The sequence below is a fragment of the Pseudomonas peradeniyensis genome, assembly GCF_014268935.2.
Classification (GTDB): Bacteria; Pseudomonadota; Gammaproteobacteria; order Pseudomonadales; family Pseudomonadaceae; genus Aquipseudomonas; species Aquipseudomonas peradeniyensis.
On record NZ_JABWRJ020000004.1, the window covers coordinates 38990 to 61267 of the forward strand.

At 63.7% G+C, this 22278-nt stretch carries 21 protein-coding genes and 1 pseudogene; 7 read left to right on the plus strand and 15 right to left on the minus strand.

Going from position 1 to position 22278, the window contains the following annotated elements; genetic code table 11:
* Positions 1-47: 47 nt before the first annotated feature.
* The 3 genes from HU751_RS20505 to HU751_RS20515 all read right to left on the minus strand — a co-directional run bounded on the left by HU751_RS20505 (position 48) and on the right by HU751_RS20515 (position 2850).
* Positions 48-986, minus strand: a complete 939-nt coding sequence (locus HU751_RS20505) for a FecR family protein (protein ID WP_186732369.1) — start codon at positions 984-986, stop codon at positions 48-50.
* On the minus strand, positions 983-1495 hold the full coding sequence (locus HU751_RS20510; RefSeq protein WP_186732368.1) for a sigma-70 family RNA polymerase sigma factor: 513 nt from the start codon (positions 1493-1495) through the stop codon (positions 983-985). The genes HU751_RS20505 and HU751_RS20510 overlap by 4 nt, the downstream gene beginning before the upstream one ends.
* A gap of 188 nt (positions 1496-1683) precedes the next feature.
* Positions 1684-2850 (minus strand): N-acetylmuramoyl-L-alanine amidase, encoded by a 1167-nt coding sequence (locus HU751_RS20515; protein ID WP_186732367.1) that lies wholly within the window; start codon positions 2848-2850, stop codon positions 1684-1686.
* Between the two features lie 155 nt (positions 2851-3005).
* On the opposite strand from HU751_RS20515, the gene HU751_RS20520 reads away from it, so the two are divergent.
* Positions 3006-3728, plus strand: a complete 723-nt coding sequence (locus HU751_RS20520) for a DUF4198 domain-containing protein (RefSeq protein WP_186732366.1) — start codon at positions 3006-3008, stop codon at positions 3726-3728.
* A gap of 44 nt (positions 3729-3772) precedes the next feature.
* On the opposite strand, the gene HU751_RS20525 is transcribed toward HU751_RS20520, so the two are convergent.
* Both HU751_RS20525 and HU751_RS20530 read right to left on the minus strand, forming a co-directional pair.
* On the minus strand, positions 3773-4801 hold the full coding sequence (locus tag HU751_RS20525; protein WP_186732365.1) for a methionine synthase: 1029 nt from the start codon (positions 4799-4801) through the stop codon (positions 3773-3775).
* Positions 4802-4828: 27 nt separating this feature from the next.
* The gene (locus HU751_RS20530; protein ID WP_186732364.1) at positions 4829-5812 is read right to left on the minus strand and encodes a DUF1852 domain-containing protein; all 984 of its coding nucleotides are present in this window, start codon (positions 5810-5812) and stop codon (positions 4829-4831) included.
* A 148-nt stretch (positions 5813-5960) separates the two neighbouring features.
* Here HU751_RS20530 and HU751_RS20535 point away from each other — a divergent pair, with 148 nt between their 5' ends.
* A complete protein-coding gene (locus HU751_RS20535; RefSeq protein ID WP_186732363.1) occupies positions 5961-6890 on the plus strand; it encodes a LysR family transcriptional regulator in 930 nt (309 codons plus the stop codon).
* A 139-nt stretch (positions 6891-7029) separates the two neighbouring features.
* Here the strand turns inward: HU751_RS20535 and HU751_RS20540 are convergent, their stop codons facing one another.
* From HU751_RS20540 to HU751_RS27385, 8 genes and pseudogenes are all read right to left on the minus strand, one after another.
* Complete coding sequence (locus HU751_RS20540; protein ID WP_186732362.1) at positions 7030-9699, minus strand: excinuclease ABC subunit UvrA; 2670 nt, start codon at positions 9697-9699, stop codon at positions 7030-7032.
* Positions 9700-9777: 78 nt separating this feature from the next.
* The gene (locus HU751_RS20545; RefSeq protein WP_186732361.1) at positions 9778-11115 is read right to left on the minus strand and encodes a DUF3422 family protein; all 1338 of its coding nucleotides are present in this window, start codon (positions 11113-11115) and stop codon (positions 9778-9780) included.
* A gap of 124 nt (positions 11116-11239) precedes the next feature.
* Positions 11240-11515, minus strand: a complete 276-nt coding sequence (frmR, locus tag HU751_RS20550; RefSeq protein ID WP_186732360.1) for a formaldehyde-responsive transcriptional repressor FrmR — start codon at positions 11513-11515, stop codon at positions 11240-11242.
* Between the two features lie 200 nt (positions 11516-11715).
* Positions 11716-13023, minus strand: coding sequence for an NAD(P)/FAD-dependent oxidoreductase (locus HU751_RS20555; RefSeq protein ID WP_225933362.1), 1308 nt, complete (start codon positions 13021-13023; stop codon positions 11716-11718).
* A 16-nt stretch (positions 13024-13039) separates the two neighbouring features.
* Positions 13040-13873 carry an S-formylglutathione hydrolase gene (gene fghA / locus HU751_RS20560; protein ID WP_186732359.1) on the minus strand — a complete coding sequence of 278 codons (834 nt, stop codon included), beginning with the start codon at positions 13871-13873 and terminating at the stop codon, positions 13040-13042.
* Between the two features lie 373 nt (positions 13874-14246).
* Entirely contained in the window at positions 14247-14645 is a 399-nt protein-coding gene (locus tag HU751_RS20565; RefSeq protein ID WP_186732358.1) for a VOC family protein, read from the minus strand.
* A 44-nt stretch (positions 14646-14689) separates the two neighbouring features.
* On the minus strand, positions 14690-15799 hold the full coding sequence (locus HU751_RS20570; RefSeq protein ID WP_186732357.1) for an S-(hydroxymethyl)glutathione dehydrogenase/class III alcohol dehydrogenase: 1110 nt from the start codon (positions 15797-15799) through the stop codon (positions 14690-14692).
* 134 nt (positions 15800-15933) lie between these two features.
* Positions 15934-16058 (minus strand): annotated as a pseudogene (locus HU751_RS27385) (metal-sensing transcriptional repressor); the annotation flags it as partial.
* Between the two features lie 572 nt (positions 16059-16630).
* Between HU751_RS27385 and HU751_RS20580 the strand changes: the two are divergent.
* On the plus strand, positions 16631-17035 hold the full coding sequence (locus HU751_RS20580; protein ID WP_186732356.1) for a helix-turn-helix domain-containing protein: 405 nt from the start codon (positions 16631-16633) through the stop codon (positions 17033-17035).
* A gap of 103 nt (positions 17036-17138) precedes the next feature.
* Here the strand turns inward: HU751_RS20580 and HU751_RS20585 are convergent, their stop codons facing one another.
* Positions 17139-19040 carry a potassium transporter Kup gene (locus HU751_RS20585; RefSeq protein ID WP_186732355.1) on the minus strand — a complete coding sequence of 634 codons (1902 nt, stop codon included), beginning with the start codon at positions 19038-19040 and terminating at the stop codon, positions 17139-17141.
* An 81-nt stretch (positions 19041-19121) separates the two neighbouring features.
* Positions 19122-19280: a hypothetical protein gene (locus HU751_RS20590; RefSeq protein ID WP_186732354.1), complete on the minus strand. Its 159-nt coding sequence runs from the start codon at positions 19278-19280 to the stop codon at positions 19122-19124.
* A 51-nt stretch (positions 19281-19331) separates the two neighbouring features.
* On the opposite strand from HU751_RS20590, the gene HU751_RS20595 reads away from it, so the two are divergent.
* The 4 genes from HU751_RS20595 to HU751_RS20610 all read left to right on the plus strand — a co-directional run bounded on the left by HU751_RS20595 (position 19332) and on the right by HU751_RS20610 (position 22276).
* A complete protein-coding gene (locus HU751_RS20595; RefSeq protein WP_186732353.1) occupies positions 19332-19865 on the plus strand; it encodes a DUF3455 domain-containing protein in 534 nt (177 codons plus the stop codon).
* 91 nt (positions 19866-19956) lie between these two features.
* On the plus strand, positions 19957-20496 hold the full coding sequence (locus HU751_RS20600; protein WP_186732352.1) for a sigma-70 family RNA polymerase sigma factor: 540 nt from the start codon (positions 19957-19959) through the stop codon (positions 20494-20496).
* Positions 20493-21188, plus strand: coding sequence for an anti-sigma factor (locus HU751_RS20605; RefSeq protein ID WP_186732351.1), 696 nt, complete (start codon positions 20493-20495; stop codon positions 21186-21188). Before HU751_RS20600 ends, HU751_RS20605 begins: the two co-directional genes overlap by 4 nt.
* Before the next feature lie 158 nt (positions 21189-21346).
* Complete coding sequence (locus HU751_RS20610) at positions 21347-22276, plus strand: malate dehydrogenase (protein WP_186732350.1); 930 nt, start codon at positions 21347-21349, stop codon at positions 22274-22276.
* The last annotated feature ends 2 nt before the right edge of the window (positions 22277-22278 follow it).

A 22278-nucleotide genomic window follows, 5' to 3' on the forward strand; every position in this document is an offset into this window, starting at 1 on the left:
ATTTATAGGGCGGGCTTAGGCTGTATGGTACTGAGGATATAACCGGCTCAGGGCACGTCGATGCTGACCCAGTAGTCGCTGTGTCGACTGATGCGAATGGGCAGCGACTTGGCCAGCAGTTGCAGGCTGCGCTCGCTGTCATCCAGCGGATAGATGCCGCTCAGGCGCAGGCGCGCCGCTGCGGAGCTGACCCGGATGATCCCCGGCCGGTAACGGCGCAACTGCTCGATCACCTCGCCCAGCGAACGGTCACGGACCTCCAGGCGCCCCTCGATCCAGGCCGTCGCATCGCCCCGCACCGACTCCAGGGCGAACAGCCGCTGCGCCTCGAAACGTATCTGCTGGCCTTCGCCGACCTCGGCGCGCTGCCCGCCCAGGGTGGTGACCTCGACCCGGGAATGCAGCATCGTCAACTGTGTACCCTTGGCCTGCTGCTCGACCTGGAAGCGCGTGCCCAGCGCACGGATCCGCCCCTCGGCCGTGGCCACCAGCAAAGGCCGCGTCGGGTCGTGCCGGACATCCACCAGCAGCTGGCCACGGTTCAGTTGTAAAAGGCGTTGCCACGTATCGAAACGCACCGCGACCTGGCTGCGGGCATCCAGCACCAGGCGGCTGCCATCGGGCAACAGCAGGTCGCGCCGCTCGCCCGTGCCGGTCTGCAGGATATCGCCCCCCTCCCCCTGCCAGCGGCTGGCCCACAACCCGGCCAACGCCACGCCCGCCACCGCCAGGCTGCCATGGACGAACTGGCGACGGCTGCTGCGCGGTGTGTTCAGCGCCTGCAGCAGGCGCTCGCTGGACAAGCCCTGCACACGCCCGCCCAGGCCCAGGCTCATCTGCCGCACCACCTGCGCCCGAAGCGGATCACCTGCCTGCCATTGCTCGAACGCCCGCAACTCCTCGGCGCTGGCCTGGCCCGACTGCAGCAGGGCCAGCCACTGCGCGGCCTCGCCGATCATGGCCTCGTCCGGGAACCCAGGGCTCATGCCGCCTCCAGCGCCAGGTAGCATCGCTTGAAGGCCTCGGCCATGTACTGCTGCACGCGGCTGATCGACACCTCCAGGCGCTCGGCGATCTGGACATAGGTCAGGGCATCGAGCTGGTGATACAGGAACGCGGCCTTGGCCCGCGGCGACAGGCCATCGAGCAGCCGGTCGAGGGTGAGCAGGGTCTCGATCACCAGCAGGCGCTCCTCCGGCGATGGGTGCACAGCTGCCGGTGCCAGGGCCAGGCTGTCGAAGTAGGCACGTTCCAGGTCCTGGCGGCGCCAGCCCTCATAGACCAGGCGCCGGGCAATGGTGGTCAGCAACGCGCGGGGTTCGCGGATCGCTGCGGGGTCGGGCATGGCCAGCACCCGCAGGAAGGTCTCCGAGGCGATGTCCTGGGCGCCATGCGGGCAGCCCAGTGCGCGACCGATACGGCCGCACAGCCACCCGTATTCACGTTGGAACATTTGCCCGACCAGGGTGAGCGAAGAAGCGGAAGAGGACGTCATGGCGAGCTCCAAGCTGAACAGCAACCATCCATTGGAAGGAGAGCAACGGACTTTGCCTGACAGCGTTTCAAGCTTGGAAGGAATAATAAATTACTAAATAATCACCTTATGGAATATAAAATGAATCAACCTGCCGACTTCGCGTGCTTGAAGCTCTTCTGGCCTGGGGCACAGGCCACACTTGTTCCCTAGGCTTGCCCCTTCGCCGCGATCAGGCTGCCAGCAGGCGGCTGCTGGCGGAAATAACCGTCCAGCCCGGCAAAGATCGCTGCGGCCACCTTGCGCTGATGCCGAACATCATGCAGACGCTTGCAATCGCCGGCATTGGAAATGAACCCCGTTTCGACAAGGATCGAAGGCACCGCCGCCGACTTGAGCACCGCGAACCCGGCCTGCTCCACCCGCGTCTGGTGCAGGCCCGACACCTGGCCCAACTGGCCGAGCACCTGATGCCCCAGGTCCAGGCTGGCGGCAATCGTCGAGCTCACGGACATGTCCAGCAGCACGCCCGCCACCATGGGGTCGGGCTGGCGCAGTTTCACCGGCAGACCGCCACCGACGTTGTCCGCCGCGTTTTCCCGCTGCGCCATCCAGCGCGCCATCGATGATGTCGCGCCTCCCTGGGACAAGGCAAAAACTGAAGCGCCCGAGGCGGTAAGCCGAGGCGCTGCGTCCGCGTGCACCGAGACGAACAGGTCGGCATTCAGACGCTGGGCGAGTTCGGCGCGCTTGCGCAGCGGGATGAACACATCATCACTGCGCACCAAGCGTGCCTTGTAGCCCTTCTGCGCGTCGATACGCCTGGCCAGCAACTTGGCAATCTGCAAGGCGACGCGCTTTTCCTGCTCGCCCTTGGCCCCCACTGCGCCAGGGTCCTTGCCGCCATGCCCGGCATCCACCACGATCAGCAGGTCACGCAAGCGCGCGGATGGCTGTGCCGCTCCCCCCGCGGCAACCAGCGCAGGTCCGGTGAGCGACAGCTCGAGCCCGTGCCCCCCGGCCTGGACCGTGCGAACCTCACTACGCAAGGCCGCGTCGGCCAGGTCCACGACGATACGCAGATCCCCGGTCGCGGTGATCCCGCTGCGAATCGCCGTGACCGCGCTGCCTTGCAGGGCGAGGTCGGCCAGCGACGCGCGAAGGGTGGTCTGGGGAAAATCGAGCACCAGCCGCGGTGGCGCGGCAAGGCTGAAATGCCTGGCCGCCACTGGCCCGGTCAGGTCCAGCATCACCTTGGTGACATTGCCCACCCGACTCACGCGAACGTTTCTGACGGCCTGGGCCGCCTGCGCCGCAAGGGGCAGCGGCAATGCCAGGCATGCCAGCAACAATTTCAGGACACGGCGTCGATCCATACGAACTCCAACGGGCCAGCGAAGACCCAGAGAATATCGCTGGCCTTCCATAAAAAGCTACATTATAACATGTCAAATATTGTCGTAATGAAGACTCCCACAGGCAGCCAACCAGCGCCGGGACTGACCCTGAATCTTTGAACCAAGGAAACATCATGCATCCATCATTGAAAGCCGCCACCCTGCTCACCATGATGATCAGCGTCAACGCCAATGCCCACGGCCTGTGGACCGAGGAGCGACGTGGCAACATCGAGGCGGTGTACGGCCACGGCGCCGAGGATAGCGCCTACAAGCCTGAAAAGATCAAGCGTGCCTGGGCCTTCGACGCCGCCGGCAAGATGATCCCGGTCACGGTCGAGCGCCTGGCGGATCATGCCGTCCTGCAGCCGCTCACCCCGCCTGCGACGCTTGCCGTGCTGCTGGACAACGGGCCTTGGTCGCAACGCCCGGACAAGCAGTGGGTCAACCAGGACCGCACCCAGGTCAAGGACGCGGTCGCCTCCACCCACAGCCTGAAGTACAGCCTGGCCATTTATCAGAGCGGTGCCCGCCTGCCGCAACTGGACATGCTGCGCCTGGCGATCATCCCCCTGAGCGACCCGCTGAAGGCAGGTCCAGGCAAGCCTCTGGAAGTGCAGGTGCTACTCGATGGCAAACCGGCTGCGGATATCCCGCTGCAAGGCGACTACCGCGGCGCGCCCCACCAGATCAGTGCCACCACCGACCAGCAAGGCCGGGCACGGATCACCGTACGCAACGAGGGGCTGAACATCATCGCCGCTCAGGCCACCTTGCCAATGCCCGAAGGCGAACCGGTGGCGCAACAGAGCCTGTTCAGTTCACTGACATTCCTGGGTGAGCCGCACCACGAGTAGCGTGCACGCCCTGCCTCGGACGCCCTCCCACACTGCACTCGGTCTTACTTCGCGAGTTCTCTGCGGACGATCTCTGCACCTGCGCTCAACGCATTCAGCTTGCCGCGTGCCACGGCACGCGGCAACGGCGCCATGCCGCAGTTGGTGCACGGGTAGAGCTTGTCGGCATCCACGAATTGAAGGGCTTTACGCAGTGTGTTGGCCACTTCCTCCGGGGTTTCGATGGCGTGGTTGGCGACGTCGATAGCGCCGACCATCACCTTCTTGCCGCGGATCAGCTCGATAAGCTCCATCGGGACGTGGGAGTTGTGGCACTCCAGCGAGACGATGTCGATCCTGGATTTCTGCAGCTTGGGGAACGCCTCTTCATACTGGCGCCACTCCGAACCCAGGGTCTTCTTCCAGTCGGTGTTGGCCTTGATGCCATAGCCGTAGCAGATATGCACAGCCGTTTCGCATTTCAGGCCTTCGATTGCTCGCTCCAAGGTGGCAACGCCCCAATCATTCACTTCATCGAAGAAGACGTTGAAGGCGGGTTCGTCGAATTGGATGATGTCAACGCCGGCAGCCTCAAGCTCGCGGGCTTCCTCGTTGAGGATCTTGGCGAATTCCCAGGCCAGCTTTTCGCGGCTTTTATAGTGCGCGTCATACAGCGTATCGATCATCGTCATGGGGCCTGGCAGCGCCCATTTGATCGGCTGCGAGGTTTGCTGACGCAGGAACTTGGCGTCCTCCACGAACACCGGCTTCTGACGAGCCACGGCGCCCACGACCGTCGGAACGCTCGCGTCGTAGCGGTCACGTATGCGGACGGTTTCACGCTTCTCGAAGTCGACGCCGTCGAGGTGCTCGATGAACGTGGTGACGAAATGCTGACGGGTCTGCTCACCGTCGCTGACGATGTCGATACCGGCGCCTTGTTGCTCGTGCAACGACAGACGCAGCGCGTCCTGCTTGCCCTCGACCAGCGCCTCGTCTTGCAGCTTCCAGGGCGACCAGAGGGTTTCCGGCTGTGCCAGCCAGGACGGTTTGGGCAGGCTGCCGGCAGTCGAAGTGGGGAGTAGTTTTTTCATGACGCAAGGCCTTGTGTATTCGATCAATCAAACAGCGTAATTAGCGGACCACTGCTGCAGCACAGCGTGGTACGGCTTGATGAATTGTTCTTCTGCATACTTGCCTTGCTCAATGGCCAGACGGCTGCGCTCTTCGCGGTCGTAGACAATTCGAGTCAACGAGTAGTCCTGGTGCTTCAGGCTCGGCTGATAGGATTTGCCTGCTGCGGAGTTCGCGTTGTAGATCTCGGGGCGGTAGATCTTCTGGAAGGTGTCCATCGTGCTGATGGTGCTGATCAGCTCAAGGTTGGTGTAATCGCCCAGCAAGTCGCCGGCAAAGTAGAAGGCCAACGGCGCGACACTGTTCGACGGCATGAAATAGCGCACCTTCAGGCCCATCTTGGCGAAGTACTCATCAGTCAGCGAGTATTCATCCTGCTGGTATTCATACCCCAGGACCGGGTGCTGGTTTTCAGTGCGATGATAGGTCTTGCTGCTCGAAACGCTCAGGCAGATGACCGGCGGCTTGCTGAAGTGCTCCTTGAAAGCGCTCGAGTTCACGAAGCACTTGAACAGTTTCCCGTGCAGTTCGCCAAACGCTTCCGGCGTGCTGAAACCCGACTGCCCTTTGTTGTGGTCCAGCAACAGCACGCTGAAGTCATAGTCCCGCACGTAAGAGGAAAAATTGTTCCCGACAATGCCTTCGATGCGTTCGTTGGTCTTGTGATCGACAATGCTGGTTTTCAGGATCTCAATCAACGGCAGGGCATTGCCCGCCCTTTCATCCGCGATCTTCATCTCGACGGAAACGATATCGAGCTCTACCGAATAACGGTCACCCTTGGGGTTGTCCCAATGCGCCAGGGTATTGAAGCGATTGTCGATCATCGCCAGCGTGTTGCGCAGGTTCTGCTGACGGCTCTCGCCCCTGGCCAGGTTGGCAAAGTTGGTGGTGATGCGCGTGTTGTCCGCGGGCAGATAGTCCTCGTCGAAGCGAATGCTTTTAATGGCGAACGTGAAATCTTCATTCATTGTGATCCAACACCCTGATTCCCGAAGTAGATCCTGAAAAAATTTCCTGCTGGCCTGGCTTCGAAGGAAAAATTCAATGGGGGGATTGTCAGCAAACGGCCTTCATGAGACAAACTCATTTTTTTTGCACTGATCTGTAATTTTGCTCATGATCGATCTAAGGCACCTGCGCACCATCCACGCCCTGCGCGACACCGATAGCCTGCACGACGCCGCTGAACGCCTGCACCTCACCCAGTCCGCCCTGTCGCACCAGTTCCGCGAACTGGAAGAGCGGATTGGCATGCAGCTGTTCGTGCGCAAGTCCAAGCCGGTGCGCTTCACCAGTGCCGGCCTCAAGCTGCTGCAACTGGCCGACCAGGTCCTGCCGCTGATCTGCGGCACCGAGCGCGACCTGGGCAAGCTCGCCAGCGGCACTGCGGGGCGCCTGCATATCGCCATCGAGTGCCACAGCTGCTACCAGTGGCTGATGCCCTCGGTGGACGAGTTCCGCGGTGCCTGGCCGGAGGTGGAACTGGACCTGGCCTCAGGCTTTGCCTTCGCCCCGCTGCCCGCGCTGGAGCGCGGCGACCTCGACCTGGTAGTGACCTCCGACCCGGTCACCCTCCCTGGCATCAGCTACGTGCCGCTGTTCGGCTATGAAGCTGTGCTGGCCGTCGACAATCATCACCCCTTGCACGGCAAGCCCTACCTGGAGCCCGGCGACCTGGCCAGCCAGACGCTGATCACCTACCCCATCGAGCGCCACCGCCTGGATATATTCACCCGCTTTCTCGAACCCGCGGACATCGAGCCCGCCCAGGTGCGGACTTCGGAGCTGACGGTGATGATGATGCAGCTGGTCGCCTCGGGCCGCGGCGTGTGCTGCCTGCCCAACTGGGCGCTGCATGAGTACAGCTCGCGTGGCTATGTGACCGCCAAGCGCCTGGGCGAGAATGGGTTGCAGGCCCGACTGTACGCGGCGATCCGCAGCGACATGCTGCAAGTGCCCTACGTCAGCGATTTTCTGCTGACGGCCAAGGACATTTCGTTTGCGACGCTGGAGGGGGTGAATGTCGTATCAGGGCTGGCAATATGAGGCCAATGATCAGCGGCCATTGAACCCTGCAAGCTGTGAACCGGTTGGAGGGCAAGGAGCATCGTGCTCCCGTACAAAATTGATAAAGGCCTTCTAAGCCGCCGACACCTGTCGGCGGTTCGGATGAACGGCGCACGTTTTACCATCCTGGGCCATGGCGCTCCGTGCGCTTGAACGCCTTCGCAAGAAACGGCGCCGTCCGGCTGTCCGCCACCTCAGCCACCTGTCGAGGCGTCCCGGTCGCGACAATCCGTCCACCTGCCTCCCCCGCGCCCGGCCCCACGTCGATCACCCAGTCGGCCTGGGCCACTGCGCGCATCTCGTGCTCGATCATCACCACGGTATTGCCCGCCTCGACCAGGCGCTGCAACTGTACCAGCAGACGGTCGGCATCCAATGCGTGCAACCCGGTGGTCGGCTCGTCGAGCACGTACAGGCTTCGGCCGCGCTGGCTTCGCTGCAGCTCCGTGGCCAGCTTGATGCGCTGCGCCTCGCCCCCTGACAGCTCGGTGGCTGGCTGCCCCAGGCGCAGGTAGCCCAGGCCGATCTCGCACAGCAGTTGCAGCGGCCGCGCGATGGCCGCTTCGCCCGCGAAAAAGTCATGGGCCTCTTCGACCGTCATGTGCAGCACTTCGGCGATGTTGCGCCCGTTCCAGCGCACTTCGAGCGTAGCCTCGTTGTAGCGTGCGCCATGGCAAGTCGGGCATGGCGCGTAGACGCTGGGCATGAACAGCAGCTCGACACTGACGAAGCCCTCTCCCTCGCACGTCTCGCAACGCCCCTTCGGCACATTGAAGGAGAACCGCCCGGCATCGTAGCGATGACGACGGGCGTCCGGCGTGGCGGCGAACAGCTTGCGCACATGATCGAACAGGCCGGTGTAGGTGGCCAGGTTGGAACGTGGTGTACGGCCAATCGGCTTCTGGTCAACCTGGACCAGGCGCTGGATCACCTCGACATCGCCGGCAAGATGACCACCCGTGGCTTCGATCACCGTCGGGCCTTGGTGCTCGGTATTTTCAGCCGCATCGTCCTCGGGCTCGTGCCCTAGGTGCAACAGCAGCAACTCCGGCAGGGCCTGGGCGACCAGGCTGGACTTGCCCGAGCCGGAAATACCGGTCACCGCCGTCAGCACACCCAGCGGGATGCGTGCATCCACCCCCTGCAGGTTGTGCCGCCGAATGCCGCATAGCTCCAGCCATCCGGCCGGTTCGCGTTCACGGCTGCCCGGCGCGGACGTCTCATCGAACAGATAACGCGCGGTGCGCGACTCGGCAACGTCTCGCAGGCCCTCCGGCAGGCCGCTGTAAAGCACGCGGCCGCCGCGCTCCCCCGCATCCGGCCCGACATCCACCAGCCATTGCGCACGGCGCATCAGGTCCAGGTCGTGCTCGACCACGAACAGCGAATTACCGGCATCGCGCAGCGTGTCCAGCGAGTCGTACAGCGCCTGACTGTCGGAGGGGTGCAGGCCTGCCGAAGGCTCGTCGAGCACATACACGACGCCAAACAGCATGGAACTCAATTGCGTGGCCAGACGCAAGCGCTGCAACTCGCCCGCCGACAGCGTCGGCGTGGCACGGTCGAGGGTGAGGTAACCCAGGCCCAATCCACGCAGTTGGCGCAGGCGCGCCATCACGCCAGCGGCCAGGCGCTGCGCGGCGAGACGTTTTTCCTCCGAAAGCGCCGAGGTACGTCGCACGTCTGGCGATACCGCATGGACTGCGCGGCCACTCTCGGCACGCGCCGCCCGATCACGGCGTGTCGCCTCCCGATCAGTCCCCTCCCCGGCCGTGTGCCCATGAAAATCACCTTGGGCAATGGGTTCGAGCAATGCCGCCAGGCGGTCCAGGGACATTTGCGTGAACTCGCCGATATCCACGCCGGCAAACGTCACCGAGAGCGCCTCGGCCTTGAGGCGCTTGCCCTGGCAGGTCGGACACAGCCGGCCCTCCATGTAGCGCGACACGCGCTTTCGCATCAACGCGCTCTGCGTGTTGGCAAAGGTGTGCAGCACATAGCGGCGGGCACCGGTGAAAGTCCCCATGTAGCTGGGCTCGAGCTTGCGCTTGAGCGCCGCACGGGTCTCGGCGGGCGTGAAGCCCGCGTAGACCGGCACTGTCGGGGTTTCTTCGGTGAACAGAATCCAGTCTCGGTCCTGCTTGGACAAATCCTGCCAGGGGCGGTCGACGTCATAACCCAGGGTGACCAGGATGTCGCGCAGGTTCTGCCCATGCCAGGCCGGCGGCCAGGCCGCGATGGCGCGCTCACGGATGCTCAACGACGGGTCGGGCACCATGGTCGCCTCCGTCACCTCGTACACATGGCCCAAGCCATGGCAGGCCGGGCAGGCCCCTTGCGGGGTGTTTGGCGAAAAATCCTCGGCGTAGAGCATCGGCTGACCGGCCGGATAGGCGCCGGCCCGCGAGTACATCATGCGGACCAGGCTGGACAGTGTGGTCACGCTGCCCACCGACGAGCGCGCATTGCTCGCCCCCCGCTGCTGCTGCAAGGCGACCGCGGGGGGCAGGCCGTCGATGGCGTCGACGTCGGGCACGCCCGCCTGGTCGATCAGCCGCCGCGCATACGGGGCCACCGATTCGAAGTAGCGCCGCTGCGCCTCGGCATAGATCGTGCCGAACGCCAGCGAGGACTTGCCGGAGCCGGAGACACCGGAAAACACTACCAGCGCATTGCGCGGGATGGCGACGTCCACATCCTTGAGGTTGTTTTCCCGCGCGCCGCGCACTTGCACCAGGCCACTGGCCGCAGCGCTGCACGAGGATTCACCGTATGAAGGGTTCGACATGGGTTCGTGTCCTGCTGTTGGTGGGTGGCCGCGGGCCGAGGCCTCGCACATGATGGTCGCCGGGCCGCGATGACCGCGTCAGCAAGAGTGCTCTTCTCCTGCAGGGTCCCCATGCGCATGCCTGATTCGCCGGACCGTCCACCAGATCGCCAGGATGACCACGGGCACCAGGCCGGCAATCACCAACTCAGGCGCCACCTTGTCGTGAACCCCTGGAATACCCTTGAGCAGATAAGCCAGCAGGCTGACGACGTAATAGGAGATGGCCGCGACCGACAAGCCTTCGACGGTTTGCTGAAGGCGCAACTGCAACTTGGCGCGGTTGTTCATCGAGGCCAGAAGGTCTCGGTTCTGACGCTCGAGCTCGACATCGATCCACGAGCGCAGCAACGCGATGGCACGTGTCAGCTTGTCGGAAAGCTTGGCCTGACGTTCCTTGACCGATTGGCAGGTGCGCATCGCCGGGGCAATGCGCCGGTGCAGGAAGTCGCGCCAGGTGCAGTACCCGGCGACCGACGTCTCCGCCAGCGCATCCAGCCGCTCTTCGACGATTTCGTGATAGGCCCGGCTGGCGCCGAACCGATACAGGTTCGCCGCCACGCCAGCCTCCAGCTCCGCGCCCAGGGTGGTCAGTTCGGCCAGCAGCACGTCATGGTCCCGGCGAGCGCCCTTGTCGGTGCGCATCTGGTCAGTGATGGCGGCAAGTTGCGACTCCATGCGCCGCAGGTCCACGGTCATCGAGCGGGTCAGTGGCAGCGCCAGCAATGCCAGGGTGCGGTAGGTCTCGATCTCCAGCAGGCGCTGAACGAGCGCCCCCGCCCGCGCCTGGGTCAGGCCTCGGTCGAGCACCAGGATATTGGTCAGGCCATCGGCATCCTGGCGAAAGTCGGTGACGATCGCGGCGGCACCGTTCTCCACCACCGAATAGCACAGGCTGACGGGGTCGAAACGGTCGATCTCCTGTTCAGCTGCTGCGCTCCAAGGCAGCACATTCAGCCGAATACCGGAAATCACCGGGCCAGGCGCGACGAAGCCGTGCTTGAACGGATTCTCTCCGCAGGGCGTTGCGGTATCGGGATCGAGCACGGCGCTCCACAGGTAGGTCGAGAACTCCGTGTGCTTTTCGCAATGCAGGTCACCTTCGTCCCAGGTCAGGCCGTGAAGCGCCGCGCCACTGTCGGGCTGCGCGACGCCCAGGCGCTGGGACAATTCGGTCATTGCCTGCTGGTCACGGGCAGGGTCGCCTTCGGTCATGAAGGCCAACTGCAGCAAGCCCCGGGGCGCCTGGATAAGCAGGTGCGGACGTGCATGCACTTCATCAACGGCCAGTGCACGACCGGCGTGGGCTGGCATGCCATACACGCTGGTGGAAGCAGTGGGTCGCGGGGTCGTATCGGAGAGGGGCGGCTGTTTCATGACGGCCTCTTGTCTCTTTGATTGAAGGGTAACGCGCTTGACGCCCGGTACCCTGGGCATGACCCTGGATAACCGGCGCAAGCCAGAAAGTGAGCGCCCCCGACGGCCCCGAAAACGACGATGGCTAGCGCAGGTAGGAGCGCACGATGGAGATCGTGTCGTCGATCGTCTGCTTCTGCGAATCGCTCCTGTCCTCGGTCTGCGGGAATTCTTCGCGCAGGTAGCTTTCCAGGATCGATGCCATCAAGCCGTTGACGGCGCCGCGGACCGCCGCAAGCTGCTGGAGAATCGCAGCGCACTCGGCCCCGTCATCCAGCGCTTGCTCAAGGGCACCTACCTGACCTTTGATGCGGCGCACGCGGGTCAGCGCTTGTTTTTTCTCACGAGGGTTGTGGGGCATCGAACACCTTCAAGGGTTACGTGCAGGCCTCATACTATACTCCCGTGCAGTATAAAGTCATGCAAATGGTTGAAATTCGTCGCTCGGATCGAGCGCGTCCATGCTAGTCGAATTTCCCCTCGAAACGCACCCTCCGCTTCCGAAGCCGCCATCATTGAAAACGACACGCTCCGCCAAGCCGGCGAGCCTACTCGGTGCCCTCAATCCACCGAAGCGGATTTACCTGGCGTATTTCTCCCCTGCTCACCGGCGCGCATGATCAGGCGTGAACCCCGGTAGCCGACGCTGTGGTTCCACACCCAGCTCAGTGCGACACTCAAGCGATTACGCACGCCGATCAGGAAGTAGATGTGCGCCAGCTTCCAGATCCACCAGGCGATCGCCCCGCGCAACCTGATACGCCCCATGTCGATCACCGCCAGGCTGCGACCGATGGTAGCCAGATTGCCCTGGTGCTTGTACTTGAACGGCTCATCGACGCGCTTGCCTTTCAGTCGCCGCTTGATCAGGTTGGCCACGTACTTGCCTTGCTGCTTGGCCGCAGGTGCAATACCCGGTACATATTTGCCATCCGCCATCGCCGACGCCGCGGTATCCCCGATGACAAAGATCTCGGGACGACCCGCAACGCTCAGGTCCGGCCTGACCAGCACCCTTCCGGCGCGATCCGACTCGGCGTTCAGCCAACGTGCCGCCGGAGAAGCCTGTACACCGGCCGCCCAGACGATGGTCTTGGCCGCGAGCGGCTTGCCTGCGACGATCACCCCCTCGTCGGAGCAGTCGGTTACCGGAGAGCCCAGCGCTACTTCCACACCGAGCTTTTCCAGCGCTCGCCGGGTGTAGTCCGAAAGCTTTTCGGGAAATACCGGCAGCAGGCGTGTACCGGCCTCGATCAGGACAACGCGTGTGGCGCGTGGATCGATGGCGCGAAAGTCATTTGCCAGCGTGTCTTTCGCCAGTTCGGCGATGGTGCCGGCCAACTCGACGCCGGTCGGTCCGCCGCCGATGATCACGAACGTCTGCAGCGCGGCACGCTCCGTCGGGTTGCTGGAGCGCTCGGCTTGTTCGAATGCATCCAGAATCCGCCCACGGATCGTGGCCGCGTCCTCCAGGGTCTTCAGGCCTGGGGCGTGGGGCTCCCACTCGTCATGGCCGAAATAGGCATGCGTCGCCCCCGTGGCCAGTACCAGCGTGTCGTAGCCGACGGTCGAACCGTTGTCGAGGATGACTTGCCGGGCGTCGACATCGACCCCCTGCACTTCGGCCATCAGCGTCTGCACATTCTGGCGGTTGCGGAACAGGTAGCGAATCGGCCAGGCGATTTCAGAGGTCGACAGCGACGCCCCGGCCACCTGGTACAGCAAGGGCTGGAACAGGTGATAGTTGCGCCGGTCGATGATCGTGATATCGACGTCGGCGCCACAGAAGCCGTTGACAACGTCCAACCCGCCGAAACCCGCGCCAACGACGACGACATGATGCCGTTTGTCAGAGGTCTTTTTCATCATCAGGGTCTCCCAAAGTTCAGCGATTCAACGCAGCCGCGTGGTGGGCCATGTGTCCGCTCAGGTAGTTCGAAATGAAGTAGTAGCTATGGTCATGGCCAGGTCGCAGGTTGAGCGTCAGCGGGTGACCGGCCTGTTCGCACGCGGCACGCAGCAGTTCCGGTCGCAACTGGGACTCGAGAAACTCATCGTTCAGCCCTTGATCGACCAGCAATGGCAAGCGCTCTTGCGCCGTGCGGATCAGTTCGACCGTGTCGTACCGCTTCCAGGCGTCCAGGTCGTGCTCGCCCAGGTAGGCCGCCAGGGCCTTCTGCCCCCATGGGACTTGCGTGGGCGCCACGATCGGCGAGAACGCCGAGACACTGGCGTAACGACCTGGATTGCGCAGCGCGATGACCAGGGCACCATGTCCGCCCATGGAATGCCCGCTGATGCTGCGTTTTGACGACGCCGGGAAGTTCGCTTCGATCAGCGCCGGCAGTTCGTCGACCACGTATGAGTACATCTGGAAGTGATCGCTCCAGGGCAGCTGTGTGGCGTTCACATAGAAACCCGCCCCCTGGCCGAGGTCATAGGCCGCGTCGTCGGCGACACTCTCCCCCCGCGGGCTGGTATCAGGGGCGACGACAATGATCCCGTGCCGGGCGGCATAACGCTGTACCGCCGCCTTGGTGATGAAGTTCTGTTCGCTGCAGGTCAGCCCGGAAAGCCAGTACAGCACCGGGCGTTCCTGATGCTCGGCCTGGGGCGGAAGGTAGATGCCAAACCTCATCGTGCAGCCAAGCACGGTGGACTCATGCTGATAAACGTCCTGCCAACCCTCGAAGCTGGCGTGATGTTCAATGCGTTCCATGGATGTTCTCCTTGTCTCGACGAAGCGGTGCCCAGGCGCCACCCCGCCGCGAAGGCCAGATGTCGTCTTGGATGTACGAGCTATGAAAGGTGCAATCCAGTGATGCGCTGGCGCGATGACCGACGCCGCCCACTGGCCTGTATTGAATGCTGTGGTTCTTGCATCACGCAGCGAACGCTCAGTCCGTGCGTGCTGGTTGATCGCCTTCGGCCATGAAGGCGAGTTCGGAGCGCGAATCAGCCGATCAGGGCTCCGAGAACCGCTGACCGCCAGGCATGAGCGGGCATGCCATGAGCGGTCGCGGCCAAGGTGGAGAGTGAGATCGTCCTGGCAGGTCCCTGCCCTTTCACCACGACCTCACGCCTCCCGGGTTTCAGACAAACGCGTAAGCGCAGACCTTGTTACCGGCCGGATCACGCAGGTAGGCCGCGTAGGCACCCGGCAGGTGACCACGTGGACCCGGTTGGCCTTCATCGGTACCGCCAGCGGCCAGGCCTGCAGCGTGGAATGCATCCACCTCGGCAGGGCTGGCGGCGGCGAAGCCGACCGTCACGCCGTTGCTGGTAGGTGCTGCGCCATTGCCTGGACGGGCGATGATGAACGCCGGCTTGTCACGGCCGTACAGCACCCAATCGTTACCGAATGGACCCAGGTTCTTGATGCCCAGGGCACCCAGGGCGGCATCGAAGAACGCGGCCGATTTCTGAATGTCGGCGGCGCCGAAGAACACGTGGGAGAAGATATCGTTACCGGAAATTACTGGAGTAGCCATTAATGTGTTTCCTTGAGTATGGGTATTGAATGATCAGGTCGTGATCAGTAGTGGATAACGGTGCGAATCGACTTGCCTTCGTGCATCAGGTCGAACGCCTCGTTGATTTCATCGAGCCCCATGGTGTGGGTGACGAACGGCGCCAGGTCGATCTCGCCTTTCATCGCGTCTTCCACCATGCCCGGAAGTTGGGTACGCCCCTTGACGCCGCCGAAGGCAGAGCCCTTCCAGGTCCGGCCAGTGACCAACTGGAACGGACGGGTCGAGATTTCCTTGCCGGCACCGGCCACGCCGATGACGATCGACTGGCCCCAGCCGCGGTGGGCGGCCTCGAGCGCCGAACGCATGACATTGACGTTGCCGATGCACTCGAAGGTGTGGTCGACACCCCAACCGGTCATCTCGATCAGCACCTCGTGAATGGGCTTCTCGTGGTCCTTGGGGTTGACGCATTCGGTGGCACCGAAGCGGCGTGCCAGTTCGAACTTGGCCGGGTTGGTGTCGATGGCGATGATGCGGCCCGCCTTGGCTTGGCGTGCGCCCTGGATCGCGGCGAGGCCGATACCGCCGAGGCCGAATACCGCGACCGAGTCACCGGGTTGCACCTTGGCCGTGTTGTGCACGGCACCGATGCCGGTGGTCACACCGCAACCCAACAGGCAAACGTGCTCCGGATTGGCGTCCGGGTTGATCTTGGCCAGCGATACCTCGGCGACGACGGTGTATTCACTGAAGGTCGAGCAGCCCATGTAGTGGAACAGCGGCTGGCCGTTGTACGAGAAGCGGGTGGTGCCGTCCGGCATCAGGCCCTTGCCCTGGGTGGCACGCACAGCCACGCACAGGTTGGTCTTGCCCGATTTGCAGAACAGGCATTCGCCACACTCGGCGGTGTACAGCGGAATGACGTGATCGCCAGGTTTTACGCTGGTGACACCTTCGCCAACCTCGACGACGATGCCGGCACCCTCGTGGCCCAGCACGACCGGGAACAGGCCTTCGGGATCGTCACCCGACAGGGTGAACGCGTCGGTATGGCAAACGCCGGTGTGGGTGACCCTGATCAGCACTTCACCCTTGCGTGGCGGTTCGACGTCGATTTCGACGATTTCCAGTGGTTTTCCTGGCCCGAAGGCCACGGCTGCACGTGATTTCATGATGTCACTTCCTTTCTTGAGTGGGTCTCCGCCACCCGGTTCGCTTGGACTCGGCAGGCGGAGAAACGACCGAACGATGGAGTTGGTTTCGTCAATGGAACGTTGCTGCGAGTCGTCCTCGCCCCTCTGTCAGGCAACTCCTCCCGAAGATGGCTTTCCAGAACGACCGCCATCAGGCCGTTGATCGCGCCGCGCACTGCTGCCTGTTGTTGCACAGGCGCGGCATGTGTCGGATCCGCCTCCAGACCTGCCCGCCAATACCTCTGGCGCGGCGAAGAGCCTTCTCCTTCTCTTCAGGGCGCCGAGGAACTGCTGATCCCCTTCGCCGTTGAGATGATCATACTATACCCCCCTATAGTATCAAGAGGAAAATAAAATTTTCTCTGCAGTGGCTTTCAGCCTCCTGCTCGATATCCTTGGTCACCGCTTTCTACCAGGCAGCTACGGCGCGAACGCCCGCCAGCAGCCGCCTGCGTTCAGGTAAAGAATGGGATAGTTGCCGGGTAACGCGTGCCTCCCCTTCACGCAAAGTGGGTGATCCGTACGTCGGGATTATTCAGATCGCACCCGGAGGACTGTCCTTTCCAGCAAAGGCAGAGAGGCACCAGTGTGGGCGAAGCACCGGGAGTGGAATTACAAAATCGGTCAAGGACTGACCGAATGCACGACGAACCGTCGCACGCCTTGCTGGCAGCTGACTGAGGCCGCCCGATCTGATAGGCCCGCAGGCCGCCGCTTCACTTTTCGCGAGGCTCGCCTATATTGATTCACTCAAGCCTGCATCGAGTCCATGACTGCTGCTAACCCAATTGACCGTATGGGAAGCATGAGATGGCCACCGTCATTAGAGAGCCGGGTGATTTACTGCCCCCGGCAAACGCAGCGAACACCAAGCGATCGCCCGGCAAGGACGGTGACAGGCGCCGCATCCAACGCACGCTTGCGTACATCAACGACAATCTGCACTCGGCCATTACCCTGACTGAACTGAGCACTGTCTTTGGTGCCTGCCGCTGTCGTTTTGCCGCAAGGTTCAAACAACACACCGGCTACACCCCCCACGCCTACATCCTGCACCGCAAGATCATTCGCGCTCAGGAGATGCTCAGGCAGACCGACAACCCGATCATCGAGGTGGCCCTGGATCTGGGCTTCAACAGTCAGCCCCACTTCACCAGCGCCTTTCGCAACGAAGTGGGAATCACCCCGGCCCGATGGCGACATGAGAATCGCTGACGCCCTCAAGGCCATCAGGCCTGAAGGAGACGTCCGCAGATCTGGGCCTGATGCCAGCATCGCCATTCAGGATAGTAAGCTACCGGCTCCCCGTGATGCCCCCTCACATCTCGACCTGGGTCCCCAGCTCGATAACCCGGTTCAGTGGCAGCTTGAAGTAGCGCAGGTTGCTGTTGGCGTTCTTCAGCAAGAAGGCGAACAAGTGCTCGCGCCACTTTGCCATGCCAATGCGCTTGGTCGGCACCACGGTTTCCCGGCTCAGGAAGTAGGTGGTGCGCATGGGGCTGAAGTCCAGCTCGGTCGTGCTGCTGTGGCTGAGGGCAAGGGGCACGTCAGGCTCCTCCATGAAGCCGAAGTGCAGGTTGACCCTGAAGAAGTCCTGGCCGAACGCCTCGACCTCGAAGCGCTTGTCCTCCGTCACCCGCGGTGAATCCTCCGACACCACCGTCAGCAGCACCACCTGCTCGTGCAGCACCTGGTTGTGCAGCAGATTGTGCAACAGCGCGTGGGGCACCGCATCGGAGCGGGCGGTGAGGAACACTGCCGTGCCCTGCACGCGATGGGGTGGCTGCGCCTGCACGCTGGCAATGAACAAGGGCAGCGGCAAGGCGGTTTCATCCAGGCGCTCGACGATAATGCTGCGCCCGCGCTTCCAGGTGGTCATCAGCACGAACAGCGCCAGGCCGGCGATCACCGGGAAGGCGCCGCCCTGCAGGATCTTCGGCGCGTTGGCGGCGAAGTACAGGCCGTCCACCAGCAGGAAGCCCAGCAGCAAGGGGATCGCCAGCCAGCGCGGGGTCTTCCATAGCAACAGCACCACCGCCGAGGCCAGCAGCGTGGTGATCAGCATGGTGCCGGTCACCGCGACGCCGTAGGCCGCCGCCAGGGCGCTGGACGACTCGAAGCCGACCACCAGCAGCACCACGCCGACCATCAGCGCCCAGTTGACCATGCCGATATAGATCTGCCCCTGCTCCTCGCTGGAGGTGTGCTGGATGAACATGCGCGGCACATAGCCCAGCTGGATGGCCTGGCGAGTCAGCGAGAAGGCACCGGAAATCACCGCCTGCGAGGCGATGATGGTGGCCAGGGTGGCCAGCGCGACCATCGGCAGCAGCGCCCATTCCGGGGCCAGCAGGTAGAACGGGTTGCGCACCGCCGCCGGGTTGTCGAGGATCAACGCGCCCTGGCCGAAGTAATTCAGCACCAGGCCAGGCAGCACCAGGATGAACCACGCGCGGGAAATCGGCTTGCGGCCGAAGTGCCCCATGTCGGCGTAGAGCGCCTCGGCACCGGTCAAGGCCAGCACCACGGCGCCCAGGATCGCCACGCCGATGCCCGGGTGGGCGACGAAGAAGTGCACCGCCCAGGACGGGTTCAACGCCTGCAGCACCTCGGGCCGCTGCACGATGCCATGGATGCCAAGCGCCCCCAGCACCACGAACCACAGCACCATCACCGGCCCGAACAGGATGCCGATGCGCGCGGTGCCGTGCTTCTGGATGATGAACAGCCCGACCAGCACCACCACTGCCAACGGCACGACCCAGTGCTCGATGCCGTCGATCCCCAGCTGCAGACCCTCCACCGCCGATAGCACGGAGATGGCCGGGGTGATCATGCTGTCACCGTAGAACAGCGCCGCGCCGAACAACCCCAGCAACACCAGCACCTTGCTCAGCCGCGGGTAAGGACGTGCCGCCCGCCTGGCCAGCGCGGTCAGCGCCATGATCCCGCCCTCGCCCTGGTTGCTGGCGCGCAGGATGAACAGGACGTACTTCACCGAGACCACCCAGATCAACGACCAGAACACCAGCGACAGGATGCCCAGCACCCCCTCGATGTTGGCTTGCACCCCGAAATGACCGGAGAACACCTCCTTGAGCGTGTACAGGGGGCTGGTGCCGATGTCGCCATAGACGACCCCGACGGCGGCGACCAGCAGGCCAACGCCCTTGCTCTTGTTGGCGTGGGACGGGTTTTCAACGATTGCGGATTGGCTCACAGGTAACGTCTCGTCAGTATTGCGTAAACACTGAATGCGGGCAGGCAGGCGGGGGACAGAAAAAACCGCGCCAGTATCTTCTCAACCTGCAAAGGCCGGCATAAAGAAAGCGTAAAGAAACGCCATTGCCCGATGAGCGTTCGACATCGGAGGAAGACCGCTGGCCACCTTGCGCGCCGTCGGCCAGATCTCTCTTTTTACGCCCGGGTGCATCCAGATCCCGTTCTGCTGGGTATTCACCTCAGGGCAACACCTGAGTGCCCTGCCATGCCCCCACCAGGAGATCACTCGATGAACATCGCACACGTTTCGTTCCTGCCCGCCTGCGGCCTCGCCCTGGCCATGCTGCTGCCGACCGCCCACGCCCAGACCGGGATCCCCGATGCCGTCAAGGTGCCGGACGGTCACAAGGTGGCGCTGGAAACCGTCGGTGTCGGCGAAATCACCTACGAATGCCGCGACAAGGCCGACGCCCCCGGCCAGACCGAATGGACCTTCGTCGGCCCCAAGGCTGTGCTCAAGGACCGGGCCGGCAAGGCCGTGGGCGACTACTTCGGCCCGCCCGCCACCTGGCAGGCCAAGGACGGCTCGAAGATCACCGGCACGCAGCTGGCCATCGCCCCGGCGGCCAAGGGTGACCTGCCGTACCAGCTGGTCAAGGCCAACCCCGCCGAGGGCAAGGGCGCCATGAGCGGGGTCAGCTTCGTCCAGCGCCTGGCCACCCGCGGTGGCGTCGCCCCGCAGACCGCCTGCACGGCGCAGAACAAGGGCGAGAAGCAGATCGTCAAATACCAGGCCGACTACATCTTCTGGGCCGCCAACTGAGGGCCTGTGCGCCAGCCCCCTTGAGCTACGCTCATCGACAGTCCCCGGCCGACCGGCCGGGGCTTACGGTAGCATGAGGATCGGCCCGACCTTGAACCTGCCCACCACGCCATTTGACTACGAGCGCTGTCTCCAGGCCTGTGCCAGGGGCGATCGCGGCGCACTGCAGGCGCTTTACGACCAGGAGGGTGCCCGGCTGCTCGGCGTGGCCTGGCGCATCGCCCGCGACCACGCCACCGCCGAGGACATCGTCCATGACGCTTTCATCCGCATCTGGACCCGCGCGGCCAGCTTTGATCCGGCCCGAGGCTCGGCGCGTGGCTGGGTGTACAGCCTGACCCGGCACCTGGCCTTGAACTTCGTGCGCGATACCCGCCGAGAAGTGGTGATCGACGATGTCGCCATGGTCGATATCGCGCCCTATCACGACGACATGACCCTGCAGGCCGATGCGCCGAGGATTCATCGCTGCCTCGACCAGCTCGACACCGCGCCGCGCAAGTGCATCCTGCATGCTTACGTCGACGGCTGCAGCCATGCCGAGATCGCCCGCCTGCTCGACACCCCGCTAGGCACGGTCAAGTCGTGGATTAAACGCAGCCTCAAGGCGCTGCGGGAGTGCATGGGATGACCAAAGAGCCGGGTAACGAAAGCGCCGATGACCTCGAGCAACTGGCCGGGGAGTATGTGCTGGGCACGTTGTCGGCCGAACAGCAGGATGCCGTGCTCAAGCGCCTGGATAGCGACCGTGCCTTGCGTGACGCCGTGGACGCCTGGGAGCAGCGGCTGCTGGGCTTGAACGCGCTGGCCACGCCCCTGCCGCCCAGTCCCCGACTGTGGCAACGGATCAACCGTAGCCTGGGCGACCGCCCTGCCCGCCCCTCATGGTGGCGACGCCTGGGGCTGTGGCAAGGGTTGGCTGGTGCCGGCCTGGCAACGAGCTTGTTGCTTGCCCTGGCATTGCTGACGGCACACCCGCCTGTCACTACCTACCTGGTCGTGCTGGTGGCGCCCGCCACCCAGGCACCTGGTTGGGTGGTCCAGGCCCGTGACGCGGGTCAGGTCCAGCTGATCCCCTTGGTCAAGTCCGAGGTCCCGGGAGACAAGGTCCTGCAGTTCTGGACCAAGGGTGAGCAGTGGCCGGAACCGATCTCGCTTGGTCTGATCAAACCTGGGGAGCAGGTCACCGTGCCGCTGCAGCGCCTGCCGGCGGTTGAGCCCAACCAGTTGTTCGAGCTGACCCTGGAGAATGCGGGTGGCTCTGCCAGCGGGCGACCGACAGGGCCTGTGCAGTTCATTGGGCGGGCGGTCAAGGTGCTCTAAAGGCCAGACCTTTCACGGTGTTGAGAATTGCCGGGGCTGCTTTGCGACCCCGGCCAATCTTGAGTGCCACCTGCGGGTAGCCTTTTCGCCCGGGCAGACAATACTTCCCTGTACAGGCGCGTGTGTTGCTGATAACGCGAGCCGCGAGGAGGTGCGAGGTGAACAAACTGACAATCGTGGGTGCCGGTATCGTCGGTGAGGCGGCGGCGCAGGTCATCGCCCGGGACGCGCTCTGCCGGGAACTGGCGCTGATCGACGTCCAGGGTGAACTGGCGCAGGGCAAGGCGCTGGATGTCTGGCAGGCGGCGGTGGAGTCCGGGTCCGACACCAAGGTGCACGGCGGGTCGGATGCCCAATTGCTGCAGGATTCCGACCTGGTGGTGATCACCGCCGGCGTGCCGCGCAAGCCTGGCCAGTCGCGCCAAGATGTCCTGGCCATCAACCTGCCGATACTCGACGGCATCATGCGCGATGTAAAACAGCATGCGCCGGCCGCGACAGTACTGGTGGTGTCTAATCCGGTCGACGTGCTCACCTATCGGGCCTGGAGCCTCAGTGGCCTGGGCCGCGACAAGGTGTTCGGCCAGGCGGGAGTGCTGGATACCGCGCGCATGAAGTGTTTCATCGCCGAGCAGACCGGGTTCTCGGCACGGGATATCACGGCGCTGGTCCTGGGCGGGCACGGCGACAGCATGGTGCCGTTGATGCGCTACTGCACGGTCGGCGCTGTGCCGCTGGCGCATTTGCTGTCCAGTGAGCAGATCGAGCAGATCGTTGAGCGTACCCGTAAAGGTGGCGGCGAGATCCTTGCCCTGAAGAAGGTCGGCAGCGCCTGCGATGCGCCGGGCGTGGCGATCGCGCAGATGGTGGATGCGATTGCCAACGGGCGCAGCCGCATCCTGCCGGCGGTCGCGATTCTCGAGGGCGAGTACGGGCGCACGGATATCGCCATGGGTGTTCCCTGCGTACTCTCGGACGCGGGCATCACGCGGGTGATCGAGCTGCCGCTGGATGCGCAGGAACAGGCGATGTTCGACCGCTCCGCGGATCAGGTGGCGCGGGATATTGCGGAGATGAAAGCGCTGTAGGT